This is a genomic window from Gordonia sp. UBA7599 (assembly GCA_002477755.1).
GTDB lineage: Bacteria > Actinomycetota > Actinomycetes > Mycobacteriales > Mycobacteriaceae > Gordonia.
Map to the genome: position 1 here is coordinate 101,629 of DLKD01000014.1, position 21,713 is coordinate 123,341.

A 21,713-nucleotide genomic window follows, 5' to 3' on the forward strand; every position below is an offset into this window, starting at 1 on the left:
ACACGGTCGGGTGTGGGTAAGACGCGTGGGCCGTTGGAAACTATGGCGTGCGCCAGCGGTGTTGCCTTAACCGGTGGCCCAGTCGGCTGCGAACTTGAGGAACGCGTCGTTCTCGTCGGGCTCGGTCACGGTGACGCGCACGCCGTCGCCGTCGAAGGGGCGCAGGATGACGCCGGCATCGACGGCGGCCTTCGCGAACGGCACGGCGTCGTCGCCCAGGGCGATCCACACGAAGTTGGCCTGCGACTCGGGCACCCGGTAGCCGAGTTCGCGCAGTTCTGCGGTCACACGGGCACGCTCGACGACGATTGCGTCGGTGCGGGCCAGCAGCTCATCGTCGGCGTCGAGACAGGCGATGGCGGCGCGCTGGGCCAGCGAGTTGATGGAGAACGGGATGTGCGCCTTGCCGAGCGCGGTGATGACGGCCGGGTCGCCGACGGCGTATCCGACGCGCAGGCCGGCCAGCCCGTACGCCTTGGAGAACGTTCGCAGGATGACGAGGTTTCTGAACTCGCGCCGTAGTTCCAGGGCGTCGTAGTCCTGGGAGGCGTCGAGGCGCATGTACTCGAAGTAGGCCTCGTCGAGCGCGACGACGACGTCGTCGGGGACCGCCCGCAGGAACGCGACGAGATGCTCGCGGCTGACGACGGTGCCCGTCGGATTGTTGGGGTTGCAGACGAAGATCAAGCGCGTGCGGTCGGTGATCGCCTGAGCCATGGACGGCAGGTCATAGGCGAGACCGTCGTCGAGCGGGATCTGCACGGGAACCGCGCCGACGAGGCGGGTGGCCAGCGGATACGTCTCGAACGAGCGCCAGCCGAAGAGCACCTCGTCGCCTGGGCGGCACGTGATGGTGATCAGGTTCTGGCACAGCGTCACCGAGCCGCAGCCGGTCTGGATCTCCTCGGGGGAGACGCCCAGCTTCTTCGCCAGGGCGTCGGTGAGGTCGACCATCGCGTTGTCGGGGTAGCGATTGACGGTCGACGCGGCGTCGGCGATCGCGGCGGCAACACTGGGCAGGGGCCCGAAGGTGGTCTCGTTGCTGGCGAGCTTGATCGCTCCCGGGTAGGTCTTGCCGGGAACGTAGACCGGCAGGTCGTCGAGGTCGCTGCGCAGGCGTGGTGTCACTCCGACAGCGTATCGGCCGGGGTCGGAACCTAGTGGTTTGCACCCCGTCGCATCGGGTGTGTAACCTACGTGTTCGGCAGTTCGAAAGGACTCCGCACCAGGAGGCGTGCCAGAGCGGCCGAATGGGACTCACTGCTAATGAGTTGTCCGGCCAACACCGGACCGGAGGTTCAAATCCTCTCGCCTCCGCCACCGCATTCGTGCGACACAACTGAAGATTTCGCGCCCGTAGCTCAACGGATAGAGCATCTGACTACGGATCAGAAGGTTAGGGGTTCGAATCCCTTCGGGCGCACTCTGAAAGAAGCCCGCTTCGGTTCTATGCCGGAGCGGGCTTCTTCGTGTGTCGCACCACTAGGATTGGATGCGTGGGTCAGGACAATGCGCAAAATGGGCAGATTGCCGGCCTGGAGCGTGTGTCCGGGGTGAGTTGGGCCGAATGGTTGACCGCATTCGATGCAGCGGGGGCGCGGTCCCTTCCACACAACAAGATCGCGAGGATCGCCCTGGACTTCATGCCAGAAGGTGTAAAGAACCCCGAATGGTGGGCGCAGGGCGCCGCGATTGGTTACGAGTACGAGGTGGGGATCAGGCTCCCGGGCCAGTCGTCGACGGGCACCTTCAGGGTGAACGCGAGCCGCACGATACCGGGCGACCGCGACGCGGCGATCGAGGAATGGATCGCCAGGCATGGTCGAGGCGCCGAGCAGCTGGGGCACGAGGTGTCGAAGCAGCGCACCTCCCGCACCGAGAAGCGCAGCTTCTGGCGCGCGTCGCTCGAAGGCGCAGGCAAGCTCGGCGGGGGTTTGTTTAGAAATTGATCGGCACGAAGAGTGCCGTGAGGACGATCGCGGCGATCAGGATCGCGTAGGTTCCGCCGATCCAGGCCAGCGCGCGTGGCAGGGGCAGGGATGGCATCTCCATCGCCATGCCGCCGTGCCCTGCATGGTGCTTCATGTCGCCCATTGCCATCCCGGCGTGTTCTGACCCGTGCTCCATGTCGCCCATCGACATCCCGCCCTCGCGCATCGACATCTCACCGTGCGCCGGGCCATGGGTTGCCATAGCGGGTTCAGGGGAGCGGTGTCCGAGGTGCGGGGCCACTTGATCGGCACCGGGCAGCGTCATGCAACCGTGCTTCAAATGGTGCGAGACCAGCCAGTGGTTGATCGGGAAGGCGATGACAGCGCCCACGATCGTCGCGATGCTCATCCGGAACCAGAACTCCGGATTGATCGGATCCTCTGACCCCGGCCACGCGTGCGCCAGCAGCACCATCGTCGGGATCATTCCCGTCATGACCATGTTCATCGACACGGTCTCGGCGAAGAACGTCTTGCGCACCGCCTTGAAGTAGTCGCCGCCGTACATTCCCCGCATCATCAGCGCTTGGAAGATGAACAGACCGCAGACGAACCCGGCGGTGTACTCGATCAGGATGTCCCAGCCGTTCGCAAGGTGGAATGCGGGAACGACGGCGGCGGCGATCAAGATGCCGGTCGCGTCGCCCGCCACGCAGTGCATCTCGCTGTTGAGCCCCTGCTTCCAAGGTGCTTTGGTGTAGGCGTCGTGTGCGCCGGGGAACGGGCGGCGACAGGCCAGAAGATAGAAGACGAGTCCGATCGGACCGGTGTAGAGGGTGACGAGGATCCACGCCGCGCGCTGCACCCAGCTCGTCACGCCGTTGGTGATGCTGTCCCACACCACAAAGCTGAAGCTCGCCGCCGTCAGAGTGAACCACACCAGCATCGCGCCGTTCAGCATCGTCAGGGTTCCTCTTCGTCGTGATGTATTTCAGGCAAGTCTATGAAATCGGACATGATTGCTGGGAGAGTCGCGGAACTTGGTCAAGCGCCTCCTACCCTTGCCTCATGGAATCGCCGATCCCCGAGTACCTGCGAGCTGCCCTCGAGTCAGTCGAAGCCGACGACTCGGGTGCGGTCGCCGACTACATTCCCGAGCTCGCGTCCGCGGATCCGGATCAGCTCGCGGTGGCGGTGTCGACGGTGGACGGCTACATCTACGAGGTCGGCGACACCGAGACCGAGTTCAGCATCCAGTCGATCTCCAAACCTTTTGTGTACGCGCTGGCGCTGGCCGACCGCGGGTTCGACGAGGTGCTCGGCAAGATCGGCGTCGAACCGACGGGCGACGCCTTCAACGACATCTCCCTGGAAGAGGGCACCGGACGTCCCCGCAATCCGATGGTGAACGCGGGTGCGATCGCGACTCATACACTGGCCGGTCCGGACGGCGCGTCGGCGGAGCAGCGGGTCGAGCGGATCCTGGCGGGGTTGAGTGCGTTCGCGGGGCGTGAGCTGACCGTCGACGAGTCGGTCTACGAGTCAGAACTGTCGACCGCGTTTCGCAACCGCGCGTTGGCGAACCTGTTGCGCGCCAACGACATCATCGCCGACGACCCGGTGATTGCCGTTGCCGGTTACACGAGACAGTGCTCGGTCCTGGTCACCACGCGTGACCTCGCACTGATGGCGGCGACGCTGGCCAACGGCGGGGTGAACCCACAGTCCGGACGCCCGGTGGTGCCCGGCCCGGTGGTGCGGCAGGTGCTGAGCGTGATGTCGACCTGCGGCATGTACGACGGCGCCGGCGACTGGATGACGCGGGTCGGGATTCCGGCCAAGAGCGGCGTCGCCGGCGGGCTGATCGGGGCATTGCCCGGCGAAGTGGGGGTGGCCACCTTCTCGCCGCGACTCGACCGGCACGGCAACAGCGTGCGGGGCGTCGACCTGTTCACCCACTTCACCAACGACATGGATCTGCACATCATGGGTTCGGCGCCAGCAGCGTCGTCGACGATCCGGTCGGCAAGGATCGTCGGGTCCGGTGAAGACGCCGTCTCCGTGATCGGGTTGCAGGGCGCCATCCGCTTCTCCGGTGCCGAGCGCGTGGTGCGCGCGGTGACCGAGAATCCGCCGACCACGACGCGGGTGGTGCTCGAGTTGAGTCGGGTCAACGAACTCGACGAAGCCGCTTCCCGCATGTTCGAGAGCCTGATCCTCGAACTGACCAAAGCCGGGTACCGGGTATTCGCGGTGGATCCCGACGGTGTGCTCGATACCCGCGACGTGCAGGATTTGGTAACCCCGGTGGCCAGCATCGAGCAGTTGGTCTCACCGATTTAGATCTAGAGTCGAGGGCGTGACCATCACCGGAGACGGCCCCGTTCCGCCCGAGCGGCTCCTCGACTTCGTCGACGACGGGACCGCACTCATCTCGCCGATCTTCGCCGGCACTCCCGAGACGTTGATCGACGCACTCGAGGCGGGCCAGGCCGGGCTGTCCGGGGTGCGCGTGCACAGCATGGGTGAGTACCGCGAGTGTGCCTATATCCGCGGTGAGTTCGGCGACCGCTTGAGGCACGTCGACTACTACCTGGCGGGCGGAACGCGAGAGGCGTTCCGCAAAGGCCAGTGTGACCTGGTGCCCAACCACTTCTCCGAGATGCCGAGCCTGCTGCGTGCGATGCCGCGACAGAAGCTGGTGATCGCCGGCGCCTCGATGCCGGATGCGCACGGCTACTTCACCCTCGGCACGAATGCCGACTACTGCGCCGCCCTGATCGGCGAGGTGCCGTTCTTCCTCGAGGCGAACCATCAGATGCCGCGCACCCACGGAGAAAACGCGATCCATGTGAGCCAAGTGGCCGGCTGGACCGAGGTGGACCGGCCGCTGTTCACGCAGGAGTCCACGGCCGTCGAAGACCTTGATCCGCGGGATCGGGCGATTGCCGAACACATCGTCGACCGGATTCCAGACGGCGCGTGCATGCAGTTCGGGATCGGGTCGATCCCCGACGCAGTTGCCTCCCTGCTTCAGGGGCAACGTCGCGACCTCGGCGTGCACACCGAAGTGATCACCGACGGCCTGATGAAGCTCATCCGATCCGGCACCGCCACCGGGGTGCGCAAGACCAACCGGCGCGGACAGGCCGTTGCCACCTTCGCGCTCGGCTCGCGCGAGCTCTACGACTGGATCGACGACAATCCCGGCGTTGCGCTGCTGCCGGTGGACAAGACCAATGATCCACGGGTGGTCGGCACCGAACCGGGCATGATCTCGATCAACGCGACCACCGAGGTCGACTTGTACGGCCAAGCAGCAAGCGAGACGATTGCCGGGAAGTACTACTCGTCGTCGGGTGGTCAGGTCGATTTTGCCCGGGGCGTGCAGTACTCGGAGAACGGTCAAGGATTTCTCGTCACGAGGGCCACCACGAACAAGGGCATCAGCAAGATCACCGCCCGCCTGTCACCCGGCAGCGTGGTGACCACACATAAGAACACCACCGACAAGGTGGTGACCGAGTACGGCATCGCCGACCTGCGCGGTCGCTCGCTTCGCGAACGGGCGACGGCGTTGATCGCGATCGCAGCGCCCGAGCACCGCGACGAACTAGGCCGCCAGGCTCGGGAAATGGGACTGGCCTGATCGCAATCGCCGAGTTCGATAGCCTCCAAAGATGAGCGGGACGACATCGAATCAGACGACATCGAATCAGATGAAAGCCGTGGTCTGTCAGAACGGGAAGCTCGACGTCCGCGACGTCGCCAGGCCTGAGCCGGGCGAGGGGAACGTCCTACTGAAGGTCTTGCGCGCCGGGATCTGCGGCAGCGATCTGCACGCGCGGACCCACTGCGACGACACCGCCGACATCGCCACGGAGGTCGGGTACGACAATTTCATGCGCTCGGCCGACGCGGTGGTGATGGGCCACGAATTCGTCGGTGAAGTCGTCTCCTACGGCCCCGGCTGTCGCAAACGCTGGAAGCCGGGCACCCGGATCTGCGCGCTGCCGATCATCATGCACGGCGGCGACGTCGAGATGGTCGGGCTGGCGCAGCAGGCCCCAGGCGCGTTCGCCGAGTACATCGAGGTGAGTGAGGCGCTGGCCATGCCCGTGCCCGACGATGTGAGCGACGAGGACGCCGCGCTGACCGAGCCGCTGGCCGTCGCCCACCACGCGGTCCGTCGCAGCGGCATCGGCAAGCGCGACGTCGCCGTCGTCATCGGCTGCGGCCCCATCGGGCTGTCGGTGATCATGCTGCTCAAAGCTGCCGGGGTGAAGACCGTCGTCGCCAGTGACCTCTCGCAGGGCCGGCGCGCGCTGGCCGCCCGGTGCGGCGCAGACAAGGTGGTCGACCCGACGCAGGAGTCGCCCTATTCCGCCGTCAAGCAGCAGCAGAAGCACTTCACCGATGCCCCGGCGCTGTTTGGCGAGGCGTTCAAGGCGCTGAAGGCGTTGCAGACGATTCCGGGTGTGCCCTGGCGCCACATTGTCCGGCTTGCCTCGGACGCGGGGCTCACCCCCAGCGGCCCCGTGGTCTTCGAGTGCGTCGGCGTGCCCGGCATGATCGACTCGATCATCCGCGACTCGCCGCTGCGCTCGCTGGTCGTCGTGGTCGGTGTCTGCATGGAGGCCGACACCATCCGCCCGGCGCTGGCCATCAACAAGGAGATCGACCTGCGGTTCGTCTTCGGCTACAACCCGGACGAATTCGCCGAGATCCTGCACTTCATGCACAAGGGGACCATTGATCCGTCCGTGCTGATCACCGCAACCGTCGGACCCGACGGCATGGCATCGGCCTTCGACGGTCTGGGGAAAGCGGAGAAGCACGCGAAGGTTCTCTTCGATCCGTCGAGCGCGGTGTCAGAACTGTCCTGACCTCCGGGCGTACGATCACGCCCATGGACATTCTTGTAGGAATCATCGCGATAATTGTCGGCGCTCTGTTTTGTTTCCAGGGCATCGTCGCAATGCGACTGGTGATCGCCCTCTGGGGCCTGTTCGTCGGATTCAACTTCGGTGCCGGACTCGTCAGCGCGATCACCGGGGACGGCTTTCTCTCGACCGTCCTGGGCTGGGTCATCGGCATCATCTGCGCCCTGTTGTTCGGCCTCTTCGCCTACCTCTACTACGCCGTCGCCGTCGTTATCGCGATGGCGTCGGTCGGCTTCCTCATCGGCTCCGCGGTGATGGTCGCCCTGAACGTCTCCTGGAACTGGGTCATCATCCTCGTCGGCGTGATCGTCGGAGTTCTGCTGGCCGCGCTGGCGATAGCCGTGAACCTGCCGACCATCATCCTCATCGTCATCAGCGCCCTCGGTGGTGCCACGGCGATTGTCGGCGGTCTGATGTTCCTGTTCGGCCAACTCAACGTCAGCGAGTTCACGGTCGGCAGCGTCACCGCCACCATCGACGAGTCCTGGTGGTTGTGGGTGCTCTACATCGTGCTCGCGGTGCTCGGCATCGTCAGCCAGGCCCGCGAAGTGAGCAACGACCGCGATATGAGCGAGGAGTGGTGAGCTAAGCGGCTCCGTCGACCGCAGCTTCCAATTGCGCCAACCGGCGCGCGGGGCTGCCCCCTATCTCGACGACTCTGGCGTCGCCCGTGAGCTCGGGATCGTCGATGAGTTCGAGCAGTGCGTCGTTCATCGCCTCGCGCAACTCGAGATCCTCGTCAAGGCCGGCGGCCACGTCGTCGCGCGACGACAACGGGAGTACGACGAGGAGATCGGCCCCCGCCATCGCCTTCATGACCAGTTCCGTCCCGGCGTCGATGAGCCCCGACGAGGCTGTTGGCCGGCCTAGCGTCTCGAGCGCGACCAGGTAAGCCAAGAAGTCGAGCGGACCACGCTCGGCAATCGCATCGGCGTCGGCGTCGTCCAACCGCGCCGCAGCCAGCCGCAATTGCGTGAAGAACAGCCCGGCGTCGAGGTAGTCGTCTGCCCCGTCGAGCAGCTCGTACGGGTCGGGCAGCACGGTGTACTCCGGATGCGCCGACGCGAAGGCTTCGACGAGCGTCGTCTTGCCGCTGGCATGCGTCCCCGACACGACGATCCGCACCGTCAGCCGCCCGCCTCGCGCGCCAACGCGACCAGCGCATCGCCGTCGAGGCGCTGCACGGTCCACTCGTCCATGCCGACGGCGCCGATGCCGCGGTAGAAGCCAATGGCCGGGGTGTTCCAGTCGAGTACCGACCACTCGAAGCGGGCGCAGTCCCGCTCGACGGCCAACCGGGCCAGATGCACCATCAACGCTCGCCCGACTCCTCGTCGACGAGCCTCCTCGACGACGAACAGGTCCTCCAGATACAGCCCGCGCCGGCCCTCCCACGTCGAGAAGTTGTGGAAGAACAGCGCGAAACCGACGGGTGAGTCGTCGAGCTCGGCGATCACCACCTCGGCGCCGGGCTGCGGTCCGAACAACTGCTGAGCCAGCAAGTTCTCGGTCGCGACCACCGCGTCGGGCTCGTTCTCGTAGTCGGCCAGGCCGTGGATCAGCGTGAGGATCACCGGCACATCCGCGCGTGTTGCCGAGCGGATCACCGTCGAATCGCCCATGGGGCAAACGTACCCCGATGGTCACACCCCGGCCTCTATGTGGCTGAAACGCACCGTTTTGCCGGACTGGCGGCTATGTTTGCGGCGTCAAACTACCTTCGCGAAAGGAATCTTCCGTGTCTGAGTCACTCGCCCGCCGCGGGCTCGCCGAACTCTTCGGCACGTTCTGGCTGGTCTTCGGCGGCTGTGGTTCGGCGATCTTCGCCGCCAAGCAGATCACCGGCGACCCGCACGTCGGCGCGTTCAACATCGGGATCGGCTACCTGGGCGTGGCGCTGGCCTTCGGCCTCACCGTGCTCACCATGGTGTACGCCGTCGGGCACATCTCCGGTGGTCACTTCAACCCGGCCGTCACGATCGGTGCGGTGGTCGCAGGGCGCCTCCCGGCCAAGGACCTGATCCCCTACTGGATCGCCCAGGTCGTGGGTGGTCTCCTCGCCGGTCTGGCCCTGTGGGGCATCGCCAAGGGGCGTCCCGATTTCTACGCCACCGGCAACATGGCCGCCAACGGATTCGGTGCGCATTCGCCCGACGGATACGGCCTGGTCGCCGTGCTGATCGCGGAGATCCTGCTGACCGCGTTCTTCCTGATCGTCATCCTCGGCTCGACAGACAAGCGTGCCCCCGCCGGCTTCGCCGGTGTCGCGATCGGCCTGTCGCTCACGCTGATCCACCTCATCTCGATCCCGATCAGCAACACCTCGGTGAACCCGGCGCGCTCGACCGGCGTTGCGTTCTTCAACGGTGACGGCGCACCGGGACAGCTCTGGCTGTTCTGGCTCGCCCCCCTCGTCGGCGGCATCATCGGTGCAGTGGTCTACGTGCTGCTGTTCACTGACGAGAAGCTGAAGGTGGAGGCCTGATAGCGGCTTAGCGCCAGGTCCGCCCGAGGTGCGCTTGACGGCGCATTTCGGCGGCCCAACCCGGGGCACCCGGCTCCACGTCGACGATCGGCGGGGCGGGTGCCTCGGCCATTTTCTCGTAGGCGAGGCGCGCTCGGTGACCGTCGTCGACGATGATCTCGACCGACCCGGAATCCCGCAGGTCGTCGCGGGCGGCGATGAGGCGGTCGATGGTCTCGCTCAGCGTGTTGAGCAGGGCGATGCGGTTGGCCTCCAACATCGCGCGCTGCAATGCGGGCGCGGTGCCGGCGACGCGGGTGCCGTCGCGGAAACTGCCTGCGGCCAGCCGTAGCGCCAGCCCGCTCTCCCCGGCCCCGACCGCAGCGGTGGCGTTCGCGGTCAGGTGCGGCAGGTGGGAGATGGCAGCGACGGCCCGGTCGTGGGCGTCGTTGGCCGCTGGCACGACTTGCGCGCCGCAGTCCAGTGCCAGCGATGCGACCACCCGCCAAGCGTCGGGATCGGTGTCGTCGGCGGTGGCCACCATCCACATCGCCCCGTCGAAGAGGTCGGGGTCGGTCGCGGCCCAGCCGGACTGGCTGGTCCCGGCCATCGGGTGTCCGCCGACGTAGCGGGCGCCGGGGTGGTGGCGCGCGACGGCGTCGGCGACTGGTTCTTTCACGCTGACGACGTCGGTCAGCACACAGTCGGGGGCGAGATCGGCGACGACGGGCAGCAAGTCGTCCAAGGTGGTGACCGGTGTCGCGACGATGATGAGCGCATCGGATTGCGCCGCCCGGCGCAGCACTGCCTCGAGGTCGGTGGAGGCGTCGAAGCCGTCGGCGCGCGCCGCCGCGGCACCCGCGTCGGACCTGTTGTAGCCGAAGGCGGTCCGGCCGTCACGCGCGACCGCGCGCAGAATCGACCCGCCGATGAGGCCGAGCCCCAGCACGCAGATCGGCGGTCGCGATGCAGCAGTCACCGCACCAGCGTGTCACATTGTGCCGATGACTTGGGCAACCGCGCCCGAGGCGACTACGGTGGCGAGCATGGCTGCGAGCGGGAATGACTCCGACGGCGACCTCGACGGATTCGCCATTGCGGTCGTCCGTGAGGAGACCGCCTGGAAGGTGACCGCGCTAAAGCCCTCGGCGCTCACCGATCTCGCCGACGCCGAGCGTCAACTGCGCGACCTGCGCGCGGTGGGTGCGGTCTTCGGGCTCCTCGACGTCGACGACGAGTTCTTCGTCGTGCTCCGCCCGGCTCCTGGGGGTGCACGGCTCTTGCTCTCCGACGCCACTGCCGCCCTCGACTACGACGTCGCCGCCGACGCCCTCGAGGCGTTGAATATCGACGCGCCTGACCTCGATCCCGACGATCTCGACGACGTCGACCCGTGGGAGGAGGGCGACCTCGCCGTCCTCGCCGACTTGGGGCTGCCCGACGCGGTGATGAGCGTGATCGTCTCCGACACCGACCTCTACGCCGACGAGCAGGTCGGCATGATCGCCGCCCGCCTCGGCTTTGCCGACGATCTGGCCAAGGTCCTCGACTCGCTGGGCCACTAGGCCATGACGGTCCGCGACGACGAGCAGCTCATCCGGCTCGCGATCGGGGCCGCTGCCGATTCCGGACCTGACGACGTCCCCATCGGAGCCGTCGTCGTCGACCCGGAGGGATTCGTGATCGCCAGCGCCGGTAACAGGCGTGAGGCCGATGGCGATCCGTGCGCACATGCCGAAGTCCTTGCGCTGCGCGCCGCCGCCCGCGAGTTCGGCGACGGCTGGCGGCTGGGCGGATGCACGCTGGCGGTCACCGTCGAGCCGTGCACGATGTGCGCCGGCGCGATCGGGCTGGCGCGAATCGAGAAGGTCGTGTTCGGGGCGTGGGAGCCCAAGACGGGGGCCGTGGGGTCGTTGTGGGACGTGTTGCGCGATCCCCGGGTGTCGCATCGGCCACAGGTCCGCGGCGGCGTACTGGCCGAAGAATGCGCCGACCTGCTGAAACGCTTCTTTACGGGTCAACGGGACGTTTAGGCCGTATCCGGTCGAAATGTGGACTAGACCGGGCGGGCATGGCACATTTAGCGGGTCAGATCTGTACTAAGGACTTAAAGGAGCTACCAATGTCTGATGCCAGTGACAAGGTCACCGAGGCCGTCAACGCCGCCAAGGAGAAGCTGGGCGACCTGGCTGACACCGAGAAGGTCACCGACGCGGTCAACGCCGCCAAGGAGAAGCTCGGCGACCTGGCCAACAACGAGAAGGTTGCCGACGCCGTGAACCAGGCCAAGGAGAAGCTGGGCGACCTGACCGACAACGAGAAGGTTGCCGAGGTCGTCGAGGCTGCCAAGGGCAAGCTCGGTGAGCTCAAGGACAAGCTGACCGGCGGCGACAAGTAGCCCCAGCAGTACCTTGTGCCGCCAGCGGCACGCACCCTGTACCGCAGGTGACCATATCGATTTAGCGTCGACGGTTACCTGCGGTACAGTCTTTCGCGGTGGCGTGTCCGAGCGGCCGAAGGTGCAGCACTCGAAATGCTGTGTGCGGTAACCCCGTACCGGGGGTTCAAATCCCCCCGCCACCGCCGAGAAGTGCCCCCTATCTGTGCAGGTAGGGGGCACTTTCATGTTCGGGAGGTGCCCGTCTGGGCATCCGGTGGGCACATTTTGGGCACAGTTGCCAGCGACCGCGCCTGATCCAGGGCGATTCCGATGGCATCTAGGTCATCGTCGAACAGGTCCGAATACACGTCGAGAGTCATGGCCGCCGACGCGTGCCCGAGCATCCTTTGCAGTGCCTTCACGTTCACCCCGGCCGAGATCGCCAGCGACGCCGCGGTGTGTCGGAGGTCGTGCAACGTCACCGTTGGCACGCCGGACCGGATGACGGCGCGGTCGAACCATCCTCGTTCGCTCTTGGGCCGCAGGAGATAGCCGCCGTTGTCCCCGGCGAACACCAGCGCCCCCGGTGGGCGGCCGTCGATGAGCGCGCGCAGCTCGAAGACGAGGAACTCCGGTATCGCGGACACGCGCGCCTCACCTGACTTCGGTGTGCCGACGTGGTGGACCTGCTCGACCTGCACCGCGTTCTCGGCGACCTCGACGCGCTTGCGTACGAGGTCCAGGTGCTCGACGCGCAGCGCGATCGCTTCACCCCACCGAAGACCGGTGTATGCGAGGAACCGGATGAGCGTCGGATACTTCGCGGCGGCCGCGAGCGCCTCGACCTGGGAATGGTTGAGGTAGACGCGTCGCTTGGGTTGCTTGCGTGGCAGGTTCTCCGGTGTCCGAGCAGGGTTGGACGACAACCGGCGCGCCTTCACCGCAGCGTCCAGGAGGCCCGCGAGGACACCGTAGGCACGTAGGACGACGGTGGCGCCGGCGGCCTTCTTGGTCACCACGCGGTTGCCGTCCTGGTCGACGTCGACGACTTCGCGCCGCATCTCTGCTATCCATGCCTCGACCGCGCCGACGTCGATATCGGTCAGTCGCTTGCGCCCCCAATACGGCTTCACGTGCACGTGCCACGCCGTCGCGATCGACTTGTACGACGACGGTTTCAAGTCGATCTGTTTGCGGTCGAGCCACTCGTCTGCGAGCTGAGAGACCCTGATACGACCGAGCGTCGGCGACACGTAGGACCCGGAGAGCTTCTGAACCTCGACGGTCGCCGCGTACGCCTCGGCGTCGCGCTTCGTGGCAAACCCGCGCTTCTTGGTTTGCCGGTGGTCCGGCTTGCGGTACCGGACCATGTAGCGGGTTTCGCCGGTCTTGGTCGTGTACTTCTCAATCGTCGCCATCGCCACCACCGCCGTGCCGGTTCTTCGCCTGGTCCTCACGAATCCGCGTGTTGACCTCCACGAGTTCGCCGATGAAACCCGCCAGCCCCGCTTGAGCCTTCGACTGGGTTTCCGGGTCATCACCGAGGGACGCGAACAACTTCGCCATCAACGCCGTCGGTGTCTGCTGTGGGTCGACCCACCACTCATTGAGCGGGTCACCGGGCGGTGGATCAAGTCGCAGGTACGCCCATATGCGCGCAGCGGCCGTCTCGCCGAAGACGCTCGGCACCCTGTCGTCCCCGCTGTGCGCTTCGGGCATCAGCAGCAGATCCGGCGTCACGTCCAGAGCGACCGCAATCGCAAACAGGTCGTCGACGTCGACGCGGCGCGCGGTGTTCTCAATCTGGCTGATCGCCGAGGCGGACATCGTCCGCCCGTTCGTTGTCAGCTCCTCGGCTAGCGCTCGCATCGAGTACCCCCTGCGCTTTCGGTACCGGGTGACGTTCGCCGCGACGGTGCGTCCGACGTCGCCGATGTCGATGGGTCTAGTTGCCATGATCGGAACAATATCGCGAATCTTGCGCGATCTCCACGGCCTGTGATAAACCGTTATCACCGAAACAGATGTTTCGGAAAACAGAACACCGAAAGAGATGTAGAGAGATGCCAAGAGTTGAAGACGCGAAGCGGGCGGCTCAAGCGCCGCTGCTGCCCGCGATGGGAACGGCCGACGAGGTTGCCAAAGTGGTCCGCGTGACGACGGCCGCGCTGGCACAGGACCGGTACCTCGGTCGCGGCATCCCTTACGTGAAGCATGGCAAGCGCGTGCTCTACCGGTGGGACGACGTGCGCGCCTACCTCGACGCGAACCGCATCGACCCGGGAGCCGCGTAGTCATGCGCGGACGCGACCAGTTCGAACACCAGGACCTCGGCCTCGGTTATCCGCCGGCCGACGAGACCGAAGACCTACGCGCACCCGCGCAAGGGAATGCCCCCGGTGCTCATCCGACCAAGAACGACACCGAGGGCGACCACACCACCAACCACCAAAAGGAGCAGTAGATGCAACCCCAGCATATCGTCCGTACCCCGCTCGGCAATCCTGTCGAGTCAGTCCTCGGCTACCTCAACAGCAGGCACCCCGCCGCCCGTCAGAACGGCCGGTTCGCCGAGGTCCTCGTCGAGCTGCCCGACGGCACGTTCACCTTCGAAGTCCTGCCCGTATCGGCACTGTCGATTGAGGTGACCCGATGAGCCACCAGTCGCGCCTGTCCTGCGAGCATTGTGGCGACGAGGCCACCGTCGTCGACGACGACGGAGACTTCTTCATGGAGCAGCTCGACGAGTGGAACGAGCAGCACGCCCAGTGCGCCGAGCCCGAGTCTGAGGACACCTTCGACCTTCACGGTTGGTGCGCCTACTGGTGTGCTCTCGCCCTCGACGGGACCGTTCCCCACAACGGCGCGACTGTCGCCGAGCACGGCAACTACTGCGCCGGACCGAACTACTTCGTCGACGGCCAGACCGCCGACGGCACTCCGGGTTGGTTCAACGTCTCACCGGTTCAGCGTTACCTGCACGGCACCGTCACGCGCGCCGAGTCGGCCCTACGGGAATCCCAACGCCACGCCGTGGGCCTGTCCTGGACCGACCCCGTCGACCCCGACCTCATCCTCTCCGCAGCCACAGCACGCGAACTCGGAGTGTTCCTGATCCGATGCGCCGACATCGCACTCGGCCTCGACCGCCCCGCTCGGCGGATCAACCGGCCAGGCGGTGCGTAGTGGACGAGAGGACACAACACGTCGCCACTCTTCTACAGACAGCGCGACACAAGATCGGCCGGGCTCTGCGAGACCTCGACGAGTACGGCGCCGCCCTGGACTTGCTGCTACTCGCCCAGGCCGCCGAGCACCTGGCCGAGGCAGTCGACGAGGCTGACCACCGACACGAGATCCGCCGAGGTCCCGAATGACGGCGCGGGAATGCGGTGTGTGCGGGCGGCCGATGCTGTGCGAACAGCCCCAAAGGCATCTGGTCTGTTCCCCGGTGTGCCCGTCGTGCTGGGTACCGATCCTCGTCGGCGACCAGTGCGGCCGTTGCCCGACGTCGGTACCGCGTCTCGGCGTGCCCCGACCCGGCCCCAAGCCCAGCCGCAGGACGGGAGGTGCCCGCAGGTGAGTCAACCGGCCTACGCCACCGCCCTCGACGGTCTCCTCGGCACCCTGGAACGCCTGGAACGTCACGGCACCCCGCCCGTCCTCGGCACCCCGACATGGCGCGAACTGCCCGACGGTCATCCGCTGCGCGCCGCCGCGATCCTCAGAGCCGCTTTGCTGTGGTGCTTCGAGCACGACCTTGCCGACGACCACACCGAGCGCATGAAGACGGCCGCGCTCGACGTCGTCGACGGTACCGACTGGGCGGCCGCAGCCAACAGCATCCGCCGGCGTGACGAAGCGATCAAGAGTGGCGCTCGCATCGAAAGGAGGTCCGCGTGAGCGAACCCGACCACCAGATCACCCCGGCCGATGTCGCCGCGAACACCAAACCCAAACCACCCCGGCAACGCCAACGCACCCGCGCAGGCAAATCGAATACGCCGAGTCTGGCAGCGGTGGCCGAGCCGGTGCCGAGGCCCGGCCCGGAGCTGATGCGCGACCTCAAGGCCACCATTGCCCGGTACTGCGTCCTGCCGACCGAGTCCGCGCTCATCGCCGTGACCCTGTATGCGGCCTACACCCACCTGTCAGACAGCTTCGACTACGCGCCGCGCATGGTGGTGCGATCGGCGATGAAACGCTCCGGTAAGTCCCGGCTCCTCGAAGTCCTCGCCGAGCTGGTCCACCAGCCATTGCAAACGATCAACGCGACGGTGCCCTACATCTTCCGCAGCCTGTCCGACCAGGACCCGCCCACGCTGATCTTCGACGAGGCCGACACCGTGTTCGGCACCAAGGCCAAGGCCGAGGCGAACGAGGACTTGCGCGGCCTGCTCAACGCCGGATTCCGCCGCGGGCAGACCGTGGGCCGCACCGTCGGCCCGATGCACACCCCGCAACAGTTCCCGACGTTCGCCCCGGCGGTCCTGGCCGGTATCGGCCGCATGCCCGACACCATTGAGGACCGCGCCGTGGTCATCGTGATGAAGCGCCGCAAGCCCACCGAGACCGTTGAACAGTTCCGGTTCGGCCGCGACGTGCCGATCCTGCACGAGCTGCGCGCCGAGCTCGCCCGGTGGGCCGAGACCATCACCCCGGGCATACCCGAGGACCTACCCGTCTACGACCGCGAGGCAGACACCTGGGAGCCGCTGATCGCGGTCGCCGACGCCGCCGGCGGCCACTGGCCGCAGCTTGCGCGCATGGCGTGCAAGGTGATGTGTGGTGCGGCTGGCGACGACGACGCCGACCAGCTCCCCACGATGCTGCTGGCCGACATCAAGGAAGTGTTCGACGAACGCATGCACGGGACGACGTTCCTCGCGTCCAACGTGCTGTGCGACGAGCTGCGCAAGATCGACGACGCCCCGTGGTCGTCGATGGAACTGAACCCGACCAAGCTCGGAATGAAGCTCGGAGACCACCGCATCCGATCGCGCCGTCGGCCCGAGGGGGACCGCAAGCGCGGCTACTTCCGCGAGGACTTCATCGACGTGTGGGAGCGCCATCTACCCGCGCGAGGCGACGATGCCTAGCCGTAAGGGTGTCCAAGGGTGTCCAGGGTGTCCCGTTCGCAGGTCAGAGCACACGTCCACCCTGAAAAGCGAGGGCGTCCCAAAGGTGTCCCGTCCACCCCTGGGACACCCTGGGACACCCTTACCGAATCGGCCAAAAACATGCCCTGACCAGGCAACGGGACACCCTGGACACCCTTGGACACCCTTACGGACAGAAACGGTAGCGAGAATGACCGAACCGACCCTTGAGACGCGGCGTCTGCGCCACGGTTGCACCGCTGTCTACCTTCCACGAGATCCCCGCAGAGTGTCTGTCGAGCGTCTCGGCGCCACCCACCTGTTCCGCGTCCTGCGCGGCGCCCTGCACCTCGTCGACAGCGGCACCGAGGCCGCGTCGTGACCGCCACCCAACCGCGCCCCGAACCCGACGTCGTCGAGCTCCTCGCCCGCATCCTGCGCGACGGTGCGGATCTCGCTGGCGCCGAATGCATCGGCAACCCAGATCCGTTCGATCCACCCGGCCCCGTCGAACCCCTCGACGACGTCGAATACCGGCACCGCGCCGCGGCTGCGATCTGTGCGCGTTGCCCAGTCCTGGACCGCTGCACCGACTGGGCACAGTCGCAACCGGCCGACGGCATGGTCCGCGCCGGCCACCTACCCATCACACCCCGCCCCCCAGGACGCCCCCGAAAGGACACCGCCGCATGAACAACCCGACGTTCGACGACGACCACGAGTTCAACGACTACGAAACCAACTGGCTCAATTGGGCCGCGCAAACGATGCTCGAACGCGACTGGCATGGCACCGCCCGCGACGCCCGGTTCCTGTCGATGCTGGCCGAACGCTACCGCCTCGAAGACGAGGCTGACCCGGAGCGGTCCGCCGCAAACTTGGCCAAGACGCGCCGCCGAATCCGCATCGAACGCGCCGTCGTCGGCTGCCTGATCCACGGCCGCGCCGGATACCAAATCGGATTCACCGACGCATTCGTCGGACTCCTACCTGTCGTCGACAACGTCACGGTAAGCGAATTGTCCGGCCCGCTGTTCTGGGCATTGAGCCAACCCTCAGACCGGCTACGCGACTACCTGACCATCACCTACGCGCTCGCCGAGTCCGACCAGGAGCAGACAGACCGCATCCGAGACCGTGACCGTCGTGAGGATGAGCAGTGAAAACCGCAGCGGTCAACGGAGTGCTCCTCGACGAGGCCGACACACGTCTAGTCGTCGACGTCCTCGGCTACCTCGGCCGGGTCGCCACCGAGAACGGCCGCCGCCCGACACCGAAGGTTGAGGCCCTGCGCCGACGCCTGCAATCCGCGTACGCGTCTGTTTCGGCCCGCACTGTTTCTGACGGCGCGAGCCTCAGCGGCCCGACGCGTCCCCGACTGTTGCCTGAAGGGTATGAACTCGTCGACACGGCCCAGGCCGCACGGCTCCTCGGCACCACCGCGGACACGGTCCGGTATCACGCTCGCCGCGGATCTCTACCGGCTCAGCGTGCCGGTGGGCGGTGGCTACTTGACGCGGCAGCCGTCGCAGCTATCGCCGAACAACGCGCCCGCCGATAGCTGGTACCGCTTCGCCGCCACCACCACCACCACCGGCGCCGAGGTGTTCATCTACGACGCCATCAGCGGCCGCACCAGCGTCGCAAGCTTCATCGCCGAACTGGCCGCCCTCGACGGCGCCCCCGTCACCGTCCGAATCAACTCCGGTGGTGGCGACGTATACAGCGCCATCGCCATCGCCAACGCAATCCGCCGCCACCCTGGCCGCACCACCGTCGTCGTCGACGGCCTCGCCGCCAGCGCCGCCAGCTTCATCGCCGTCTGTGCAGATCAAACCCTCATCGCACCCAACGCCGAGCTCATGATCCACGACGCCGCGGTCCTGGACACCAGCGGCAACCCCGCCGAGCTGCGCGACCTCGCCGACGACCTCGACCGCATCAGCGACAACATCGCCAGCATGTACGCCGCGAAGGCCGGCGGCAGCGTCGAATCGTGGCGCAAGCTCATGCGCACCGAAACGTGGTACACCGCCGAACAGGCCGTCACAGCCGGACTGGCCGACCGAATCCTCACCGAGGACCGCCCCGCCGCGATCCGCGGCAACAACCTGCGCATCGTCGCCGCCGCGCGCCGCGCACGCACCCACCGAAAGTAGGTATCCCGTCATGTCCGTTATTCCACAGGCCCGCGTCTACGCCCCCGGCGCCGACGTCACATGCACCGCAACCGCCGCGATCACCGCCCGCCGCTTCGTCGGCGTCTCCGGTAACCGCTCCGCCCGCGGGAACATCGCCGTTGCCACCGCCACCGCCGCCGCGCGCGCGTTCGGAGTCGCCCGCAACGACGCCGCCACAGGTGAACTCGTCGGCATCGTCCGCGTCACCGCCGGAGGCACCATCGCCGCCGGTGCCGACGTCGAAGTCGGCGCTGACGGCAAAGCCGTGACCAAGGCCAGCGGCATCCCCGTCGGCTACGCCGTCACCGGCGCCACCAACAACGCCGTCGTCGAGCTCGCCCTCTTCTAAGCCCGAAAGGAACCCCACCATGACCAGCTCACTCGTTCCCAAGCTCGACGGCCGCAACCTGACCGTCGACGTCGCCCTCAAACAGCCCACGATCATCCGCGACCGTATCGCCCGACTCGCCGACGATCAGATCCTGTTGCCTCACCTGTTCCACGGCCTCGGCAAGCCCGTCGAAGGCGGAGGCCTGTTGTACACCGTCACCAAGAATGAAGACCTGTACACCAGCGACGTTGAGACCCGAGCCCCCGGCGACGAATACAAGGTCGTCGAAGGCACCGACCCCGAAGTCCGCAAAGCCGATTTGGCCGATTGGGGCGGCAAATTCCAGGTCTTCGACGAGGCCCGCCGCCGCAACGATGTCGACGCCGTCGACCAGCAGACCACCCAACTCGCCAACACGATCACCCGCCGCCTGGACAAAGCCGTTGTCGACGCCATCAACGCCGCAGTCACCGGCGACAACATCGTCCCCGGCAACGACTGGACCGCCCTACAATTCGCCGACGGCGCCGAAGACGTCACCCCCACCAGCGAACGGCCCACCGCCGACTTTTCCGCCGCCCAACTCGCCGCCGACCTCCAACAGCTCGGCGTCCGCCACGACCTACTCCTCGTCGGCGCCGAAGCAGCCCACCACCTACGCGTCGCCTACGCCGAGAAACTCGCCGGGATGCTCGACTCCGCCGGACTCAAACTCGTCGTCAACCCGCAAATCCCCACCGGGCAAGCATGGGTCGCCAAGGCCGGAGAGGTCGGCGTCGTCGGTTTCGAACAACCCCTGACCGTCATCACCTGGCGCGACGAAGCCACCCGCTCCACATGGGTGCAGTGCTACGTCGTCCCGGCCGTGGCCGTCAACCGACCCCACGCCATGAAGAAACTCACCGGCCTGGCCGGCTAACCCGAAAGGACACACCGACATGGCACTCACACTCGAGTTCGACGACACCCAACAAGGCGCCCTGTTCGACCTGCTGGGCATCCCCACCGGCACCGACGTCACCGTCGACGCCCTCCTCGAAGTCCTCGCCGACGCCCTCGACCACGACGACCAGGACGAACCGCAGCCGTCGAACGTCGCCGCCATCGCCAACCGCCTCGGAATGGACGTCATCGACTCCGACAGCCTCGCAGCACTACGCCGCGACGCCGACGAAGGCCGCCGACTCGCCGCCGAAGCCGCCCGCACCAAAGTCGAGACCCTCGTCGACAACGCCATCCGCCGCGGCAAGATCACCCCCGCCCGCCGTAAACACTGGGTCACTCTCATCACCAACGACGCCGCCCTCGGCGACACCCTCAACGCCATCCCCGACGAAACCGCCATCCCCCTCACCGAAATTGGCCACGGCATCGACGACGACGGCGACGACCTCACCCAACCCGCACCCTGGTTCCGATAGAAACCTCGGCGTCAAACACACCCAGCCGCGCAGGATGTCTGGCACAGCCAGGCGGCACGGGAACGCATGGCGGCATCACCACGGAGGCCACAACATTGAGAGGTCTCCCAGTGCCGACCAGCGCCGAACCGCAGAGCCCGCGACCCGCTCCAGGTCGCGGGCTCTCGCAACGGCACCCCGAAAATATTCGGGCACCGGCCCCACCTGACTGCGCCGGTAGCCAGGAAATTTTTTTCGGGAGCGGCTGTGGTGGGCGGGATTTGTTCGGGTTGACCCTGGGAATGCCCTGTTGCGGTGCTCATCACCGCCGCCGCGCATCGTGTTCGACGACCTGCTCGGCATCACCAGCAATCCGCTGCCCGTCGGGCATTTCGAGCGCATCGATGGACGACGGCAAATCGTCTGAGTTCAGACGATTTAGGTTCCGGCCGATCGACATCAGGTAGCGCGCCCGCGACTCACTGATCCCGACCTCGGCCAGCATGGGCAGCCACTCGCCGTGCGCGACATCGGTCTTCGCGGTTGCGGGTACGCGGTATCGTGGGCAACACATGGCGTGGCAGCGGTAGGGGAGTGACCCCGATCCGCAGTAAGACCAATCATCCGATCCGATTTTCAGGAGATCCGTCATGACTGTTTCGATTCCGTCCATCCGTCGGTGCGCTGCGAAGTGTGGTCTTCGTCTGCACAAGTCGAGTCGCTGGGACCTCGGCCCGTTCTATCTGGTCGATGCGCAGACGGCCGGTGTTGTTGCGAGTGGCCTCGACGAGGACCAGGCTGCCGAGGCCGTGGGCACATATTGGGCACACTTGGCCCGAATTTGAGGTGATCTAGGGTGATGCGTGGTCACCTATCTGCGCTGGTCAACCCACATTTCCGGCTCTGACCAGCGGGGCGGAATAGAGTTCAAATCCCCCCGCCACCGCCAAACTCCCCCGTCTCTGTCGGCGCCGGTTGAATCCTG

At 66.5% G+C, this 21,713-nt stretch carries 31 protein-coding genes and 3 tRNA genes; 26 read left to right on the forward strand and 8 right to left on the reverse strand.

Annotation, left to right across the window (positions count from 1 at the left end):
• Positions 1 to 66: 66 nt before the first annotated feature.
• Positions 67 to 1,128: a histidinol-phosphate transaminase gene (gene hisC, locus B4L26_RS01800; RefSeq protein ID WP_290715107.1), complete on the reverse strand. Its 1,062-nt coding sequence runs from the start codon at positions 1,126 to 1,128 to the stop codon at positions 67 to 69.
• A gap of 100 nt (positions 1,129 to 1,228) precedes the next feature.
• Between hisC and B4L26_RS01805 the strand changes: the two genes are divergently transcribed.
• From B4L26_RS01805 to B4L26_RS01815, 3 genes are all read left to right on the forward strand, one after another.
• Positions 1,229 to 1,320, forward strand: a tRNA-Ser gene (locus tag B4L26_RS01805).
• 30 nt (positions 1,321 to 1,350) lie between these two features.
• Positions 1,351 to 1,423: transfer RNA gene (locus B4L26_RS01810), tRNA-Arg, on the forward strand.
• 73 nt (positions 1,424 to 1,496) lie between these two features.
• A complete protein-coding gene (locus B4L26_RS01815) occupies positions 1,497 to 1,949 on the forward strand; it encodes a hypothetical protein (RefSeq protein ID WP_290715110.1) in 453 nt (150 codons plus the stop codon).
• Here B4L26_RS01815 and B4L26_RS01820 read toward each other — a convergent pair.
• Positions 1,939 to 2,892, reverse strand: coding sequence for a DUF4396 domain-containing protein (locus tag B4L26_RS01820; protein WP_290715112.1), 954 nt, complete (start codon positions 2,890 to 2,892; stop codon positions 1,939 to 1,941). The genes B4L26_RS01815 and B4L26_RS01820 overlap by 11 nt on opposite strands.
• Positions 2,893 to 2,999: 107 nt before the next feature.
• On the opposite strand from B4L26_RS01820, the gene B4L26_RS01825 reads away from it, so the two are divergent.
• The 4 genes from B4L26_RS01825 to B4L26_RS01840 all read left to right on the forward strand — a co-directional run bounded on the left by B4L26_RS01825 (position 3,000) and on the right by B4L26_RS01840 (position 7,458).
• The gene (locus B4L26_RS01825; protein ID WP_290715115.1) at positions 3,000 to 4,274 is read left to right on the forward strand and encodes a glutaminase; all 1,275 of its coding nucleotides are present in this window, start codon (positions 3,000 to 3,002) and stop codon (positions 4,272 to 4,274) included.
• A gap of 16 nt (positions 4,275 to 4,290) precedes the next feature.
• Entirely contained in the window at positions 4,291 to 5,580 is a 1,290-nt protein-coding gene (locus B4L26_RS01830; protein ID WP_290715117.1) for an acetyl-CoA hydrolase/transferase family protein, read from the forward strand.
• Positions 5,581 to 5,650: 70 nt separating this feature from the next.
• Positions 5,651 to 6,817: a zinc-binding dehydrogenase gene (locus tag B4L26_RS01835; RefSeq protein ID WP_290715172.1), complete on the forward strand. Its 1,167-nt coding sequence runs from the start codon at positions 5,651 to 5,653 to the stop codon at positions 6,815 to 6,817.
• Positions 6,818 to 6,840: 23 nt separating this feature from the next.
• The gene (locus tag B4L26_RS01840) at positions 6,841 to 7,458 is read left to right on the forward strand and encodes a DUF4203 domain-containing protein (RefSeq protein WP_290715119.1); all 618 of its coding nucleotides are present in this window, start codon (positions 6,841 to 6,843) and stop codon (positions 7,456 to 7,458) included.
• A 1-nt stretch (position 7,459) separates the two neighbouring features.
• Here the strand turns inward: B4L26_RS01840 and B4L26_RS01845 are convergent, their stop codons facing one another.
• Positions 7,460 to 7,999: an AAA family ATPase gene (locus B4L26_RS01845; protein WP_290715121.1), complete on the reverse strand. Its 540-nt coding sequence runs from the start codon at positions 7,997 to 7,999 to the stop codon at positions 7,460 to 7,462.
• A 2-nt stretch (positions 8,000 to 8,001) separates the two neighbouring features.
• The gene (locus tag B4L26_RS01850; protein WP_290715123.1) at positions 8,002 to 8,496 is read right to left on the reverse strand and encodes a GNAT family N-acetyltransferase; all 495 of its coding nucleotides are present in this window, start codon (positions 8,494 to 8,496) and stop codon (positions 8,002 to 8,004) included.
• A 116-nt stretch (positions 8,497 to 8,612) separates the two neighbouring features.
• Between B4L26_RS01850 and aqpZ the strand changes: the two genes are divergently transcribed.
• Positions 8,613 to 9,359, forward strand: coding sequence for an aquaporin Z (gene aqpZ, locus B4L26_RS01855; protein WP_290715125.1), 747 nt, complete (start codon positions 8,613 to 8,615; stop codon positions 9,357 to 9,359).
• 7 nt (positions 9,360 to 9,366) lie between these two features.
• Here aqpZ and B4L26_RS01860 read toward each other — a convergent pair whose 3' ends face one another.
• Positions 9,367 to 10,317 (reverse strand): prephenate dehydrogenase, encoded by a 951-nt coding sequence (locus B4L26_RS01860; protein ID WP_290715126.1) that lies wholly within the window; start codon positions 10,315 to 10,317, stop codon positions 9,367 to 9,369.
• 67 nt (positions 10,318 to 10,384) lie between these two features.
• Here B4L26_RS01860 and B4L26_RS01865 point away from each other — a divergent pair, with 67 nt between their 5' ends.
• The 4 genes from B4L26_RS01865 (at position 10,385) to B4L26_RS01880 (ending at position 11,921) form a co-directional block, all read left to right on the forward strand.
• Positions 10,385 to 10,903, forward strand: a complete 519-nt coding sequence (locus B4L26_RS01865; protein ID WP_290715174.1) for a tRNA adenosine deaminase-associated protein — start codon at positions 10,385 to 10,387, stop codon at positions 10,901 to 10,903.
• A 3-nt stretch (positions 10,904 to 10,906) separates the two neighbouring features.
• Positions 10,907 to 11,371, forward strand: coding sequence for a nucleoside deaminase (locus B4L26_RS01870; protein ID WP_290715129.1), 465 nt, complete (start codon positions 10,907 to 10,909; stop codon positions 11,369 to 11,371).
• 89 nt (positions 11,372 to 11,460) lie between these two features.
• Entirely contained in the window at positions 11,461 to 11,736 is a 276-nt protein-coding gene (locus B4L26_RS01875; RefSeq protein WP_290715131.1) for a hypothetical protein, read from the forward strand.
• Between the two features lie 97 nt (positions 11,737 to 11,833).
• A tRNA-Ser gene (locus tag B4L26_RS01880) sits at positions 11,834 to 11,921 on the forward strand.
• A gap of 39 nt (positions 11,922 to 11,960) precedes the next feature.
• Here the strand turns inward: B4L26_RS01880 and B4L26_RS01885 are convergent.
• On the reverse strand, positions 11,961 to 13,136 hold the full coding sequence (locus tag B4L26_RS01885) for a tyrosine-type recombinase/integrase (RefSeq protein ID WP_290715133.1): 1,176 nt from the start codon (positions 13,134 to 13,136) through the stop codon (positions 11,961 to 11,963).
• A complete protein-coding gene (locus B4L26_RS01890) occupies positions 13,123 to 13,788 on the reverse strand; it encodes a helix-turn-helix domain-containing protein (RefSeq protein WP_290715135.1) in 666 nt (221 codons plus the stop codon). The genes B4L26_RS01885 and B4L26_RS01890 overlap by 14 nt, the downstream gene beginning before the upstream one ends.
• Here B4L26_RS01890 and B4L26_RS01895 point away from each other — a divergent pair.
• The 14 genes from B4L26_RS01895 (at position 13,782) to B4L26_RS01960 (ending at position 20,749) form a co-directional block, all read left to right on the forward strand.
• Positions 13,782 to 14,012: a DNA-binding protein gene (locus B4L26_RS01895; protein WP_290715137.1), complete on the forward strand. Its 231-nt coding sequence runs from the start codon at positions 13,782 to 13,784 to the stop codon at positions 14,010 to 14,012. The genes B4L26_RS01890 and B4L26_RS01895 overlap by 7 nt on opposite strands.
• A gap of 2 nt (positions 14,013 to 14,014) precedes the next feature.
• Positions 14,015 to 14,182: a hypothetical protein gene (locus B4L26_RS01900; RefSeq protein ID WP_290715140.1), complete on the forward strand. Its 168-nt coding sequence runs from the start codon at positions 14,015 to 14,017 to the stop codon at positions 14,180 to 14,182.
• Positions 14,183 to 14,374: a hypothetical protein gene (locus B4L26_RS01905; protein WP_290715143.1), complete on the forward strand. Its 192-nt coding sequence runs from the start codon at positions 14,183 to 14,185 to the stop codon at positions 14,372 to 14,374. It begins immediately after the preceding gene.
• A complete protein-coding gene (locus B4L26_RS01910) occupies positions 14,371 to 14,904 on the forward strand; it encodes a hypothetical protein (RefSeq protein ID WP_290715146.1) in 534 nt (177 codons plus the stop codon). The genes B4L26_RS01905 and B4L26_RS01910 overlap by 4 nt, the downstream gene beginning before the upstream one ends.
• Positions 14,904 to 15,095 (forward strand): hypothetical protein, encoded by a 192-nt coding sequence (locus tag B4L26_RS01915; protein WP_290715149.1) that lies wholly within the window; start codon positions 14,904 to 14,906, stop codon positions 15,093 to 15,095. Before B4L26_RS01910 ends, B4L26_RS01915 begins: the two co-directional genes overlap by 1 nt.
• A gap of 202 nt (positions 15,096 to 15,297) precedes the next feature.
• Positions 15,298 to 15,621 carry a DUF2742 domain-containing protein gene (locus tag B4L26_RS01920; protein WP_290715151.1) on the forward strand — a complete coding sequence of 108 codons (324 nt, stop codon included), beginning with the start codon at positions 15,298 to 15,300 and terminating at the stop codon, positions 15,619 to 15,621.
• The gene (locus tag B4L26_RS01925) at positions 15,618 to 16,817 is read left to right on the forward strand and encodes a DUF3631 domain-containing protein (protein ID WP_290715152.1); all 1,200 of its coding nucleotides are present in this window, start codon (positions 15,618 to 15,620) and stop codon (positions 16,815 to 16,817) included. The genes B4L26_RS01920 and B4L26_RS01925 overlap by 4 nt, the downstream gene beginning before the upstream one ends.
• A gap of 378 nt (positions 16,818 to 17,195) precedes the next feature.
• Complete coding sequence (locus B4L26_RS01930; protein WP_290715154.1) at positions 17,196 to 17,510, forward strand: WhiB family transcriptional regulator; 315 nt, start codon at positions 17,196 to 17,198, stop codon at positions 17,508 to 17,510.
• Entirely contained in the window at positions 17,507 to 17,980 is a 474-nt protein-coding gene (locus B4L26_RS01935) for a hypothetical protein (protein ID WP_290715156.1), read from the forward strand. The genes B4L26_RS01930 and B4L26_RS01935 overlap by 4 nt, the downstream gene beginning before the upstream one ends.
• On the forward strand, positions 17,977 to 18,378 hold the full coding sequence (locus B4L26_RS01940) for a helix-turn-helix domain-containing protein (protein ID WP_290715158.1): 402 nt from the start codon (positions 17,977 to 17,979) through the stop codon (positions 18,376 to 18,378). Before B4L26_RS01935 ends, B4L26_RS01940 begins: the two co-directional genes overlap by 4 nt.
• Positions 18,308 to 18,976, forward strand: coding sequence for a head maturation protease, ClpP-related (locus B4L26_RS01945; protein ID WP_290715160.1), 669 nt, complete (start codon positions 18,308 to 18,310; stop codon positions 18,974 to 18,976). The genes B4L26_RS01940 and B4L26_RS01945 overlap by 71 nt, the downstream gene beginning before the upstream one ends.
• Before the next feature lie 10 nt (positions 18,977 to 18,986).
• Entirely contained in the window at positions 18,987 to 19,346 is a 360-nt protein-coding gene (locus B4L26_RS01950) for a capsid cement protein (RefSeq protein WP_290715162.1), read from the forward strand.
• A gap of 19 nt (positions 19,347 to 19,365) precedes the next feature.
• Complete coding sequence (locus B4L26_RS01955) at positions 19,366 to 20,247, forward strand: major capsid protein (protein ID WP_290715164.1); 882 nt, start codon at positions 19,366 to 19,368, stop codon at positions 20,245 to 20,247.
• A 19-nt stretch (positions 20,248 to 20,266) separates the two neighbouring features.
• Entirely contained in the window at positions 20,267 to 20,749 is a 483-nt protein-coding gene (locus B4L26_RS01960; protein WP_290715166.1) for a hypothetical protein, read from the forward strand.
• A 301-nt stretch (positions 20,750 to 21,050) separates the two neighbouring features.
• On the opposite strand, the gene B4L26_RS01965 is transcribed toward B4L26_RS01960, so the two are convergent.
• Positions 21,051 to 21,233, reverse strand: coding sequence for a hypothetical protein (locus B4L26_RS01965; protein WP_290715168.1), 183 nt, complete (start codon positions 21,231 to 21,233; stop codon positions 21,051 to 21,053).
• Positions 21,234 to 21,713: the final 480 nt, after the last annotated feature.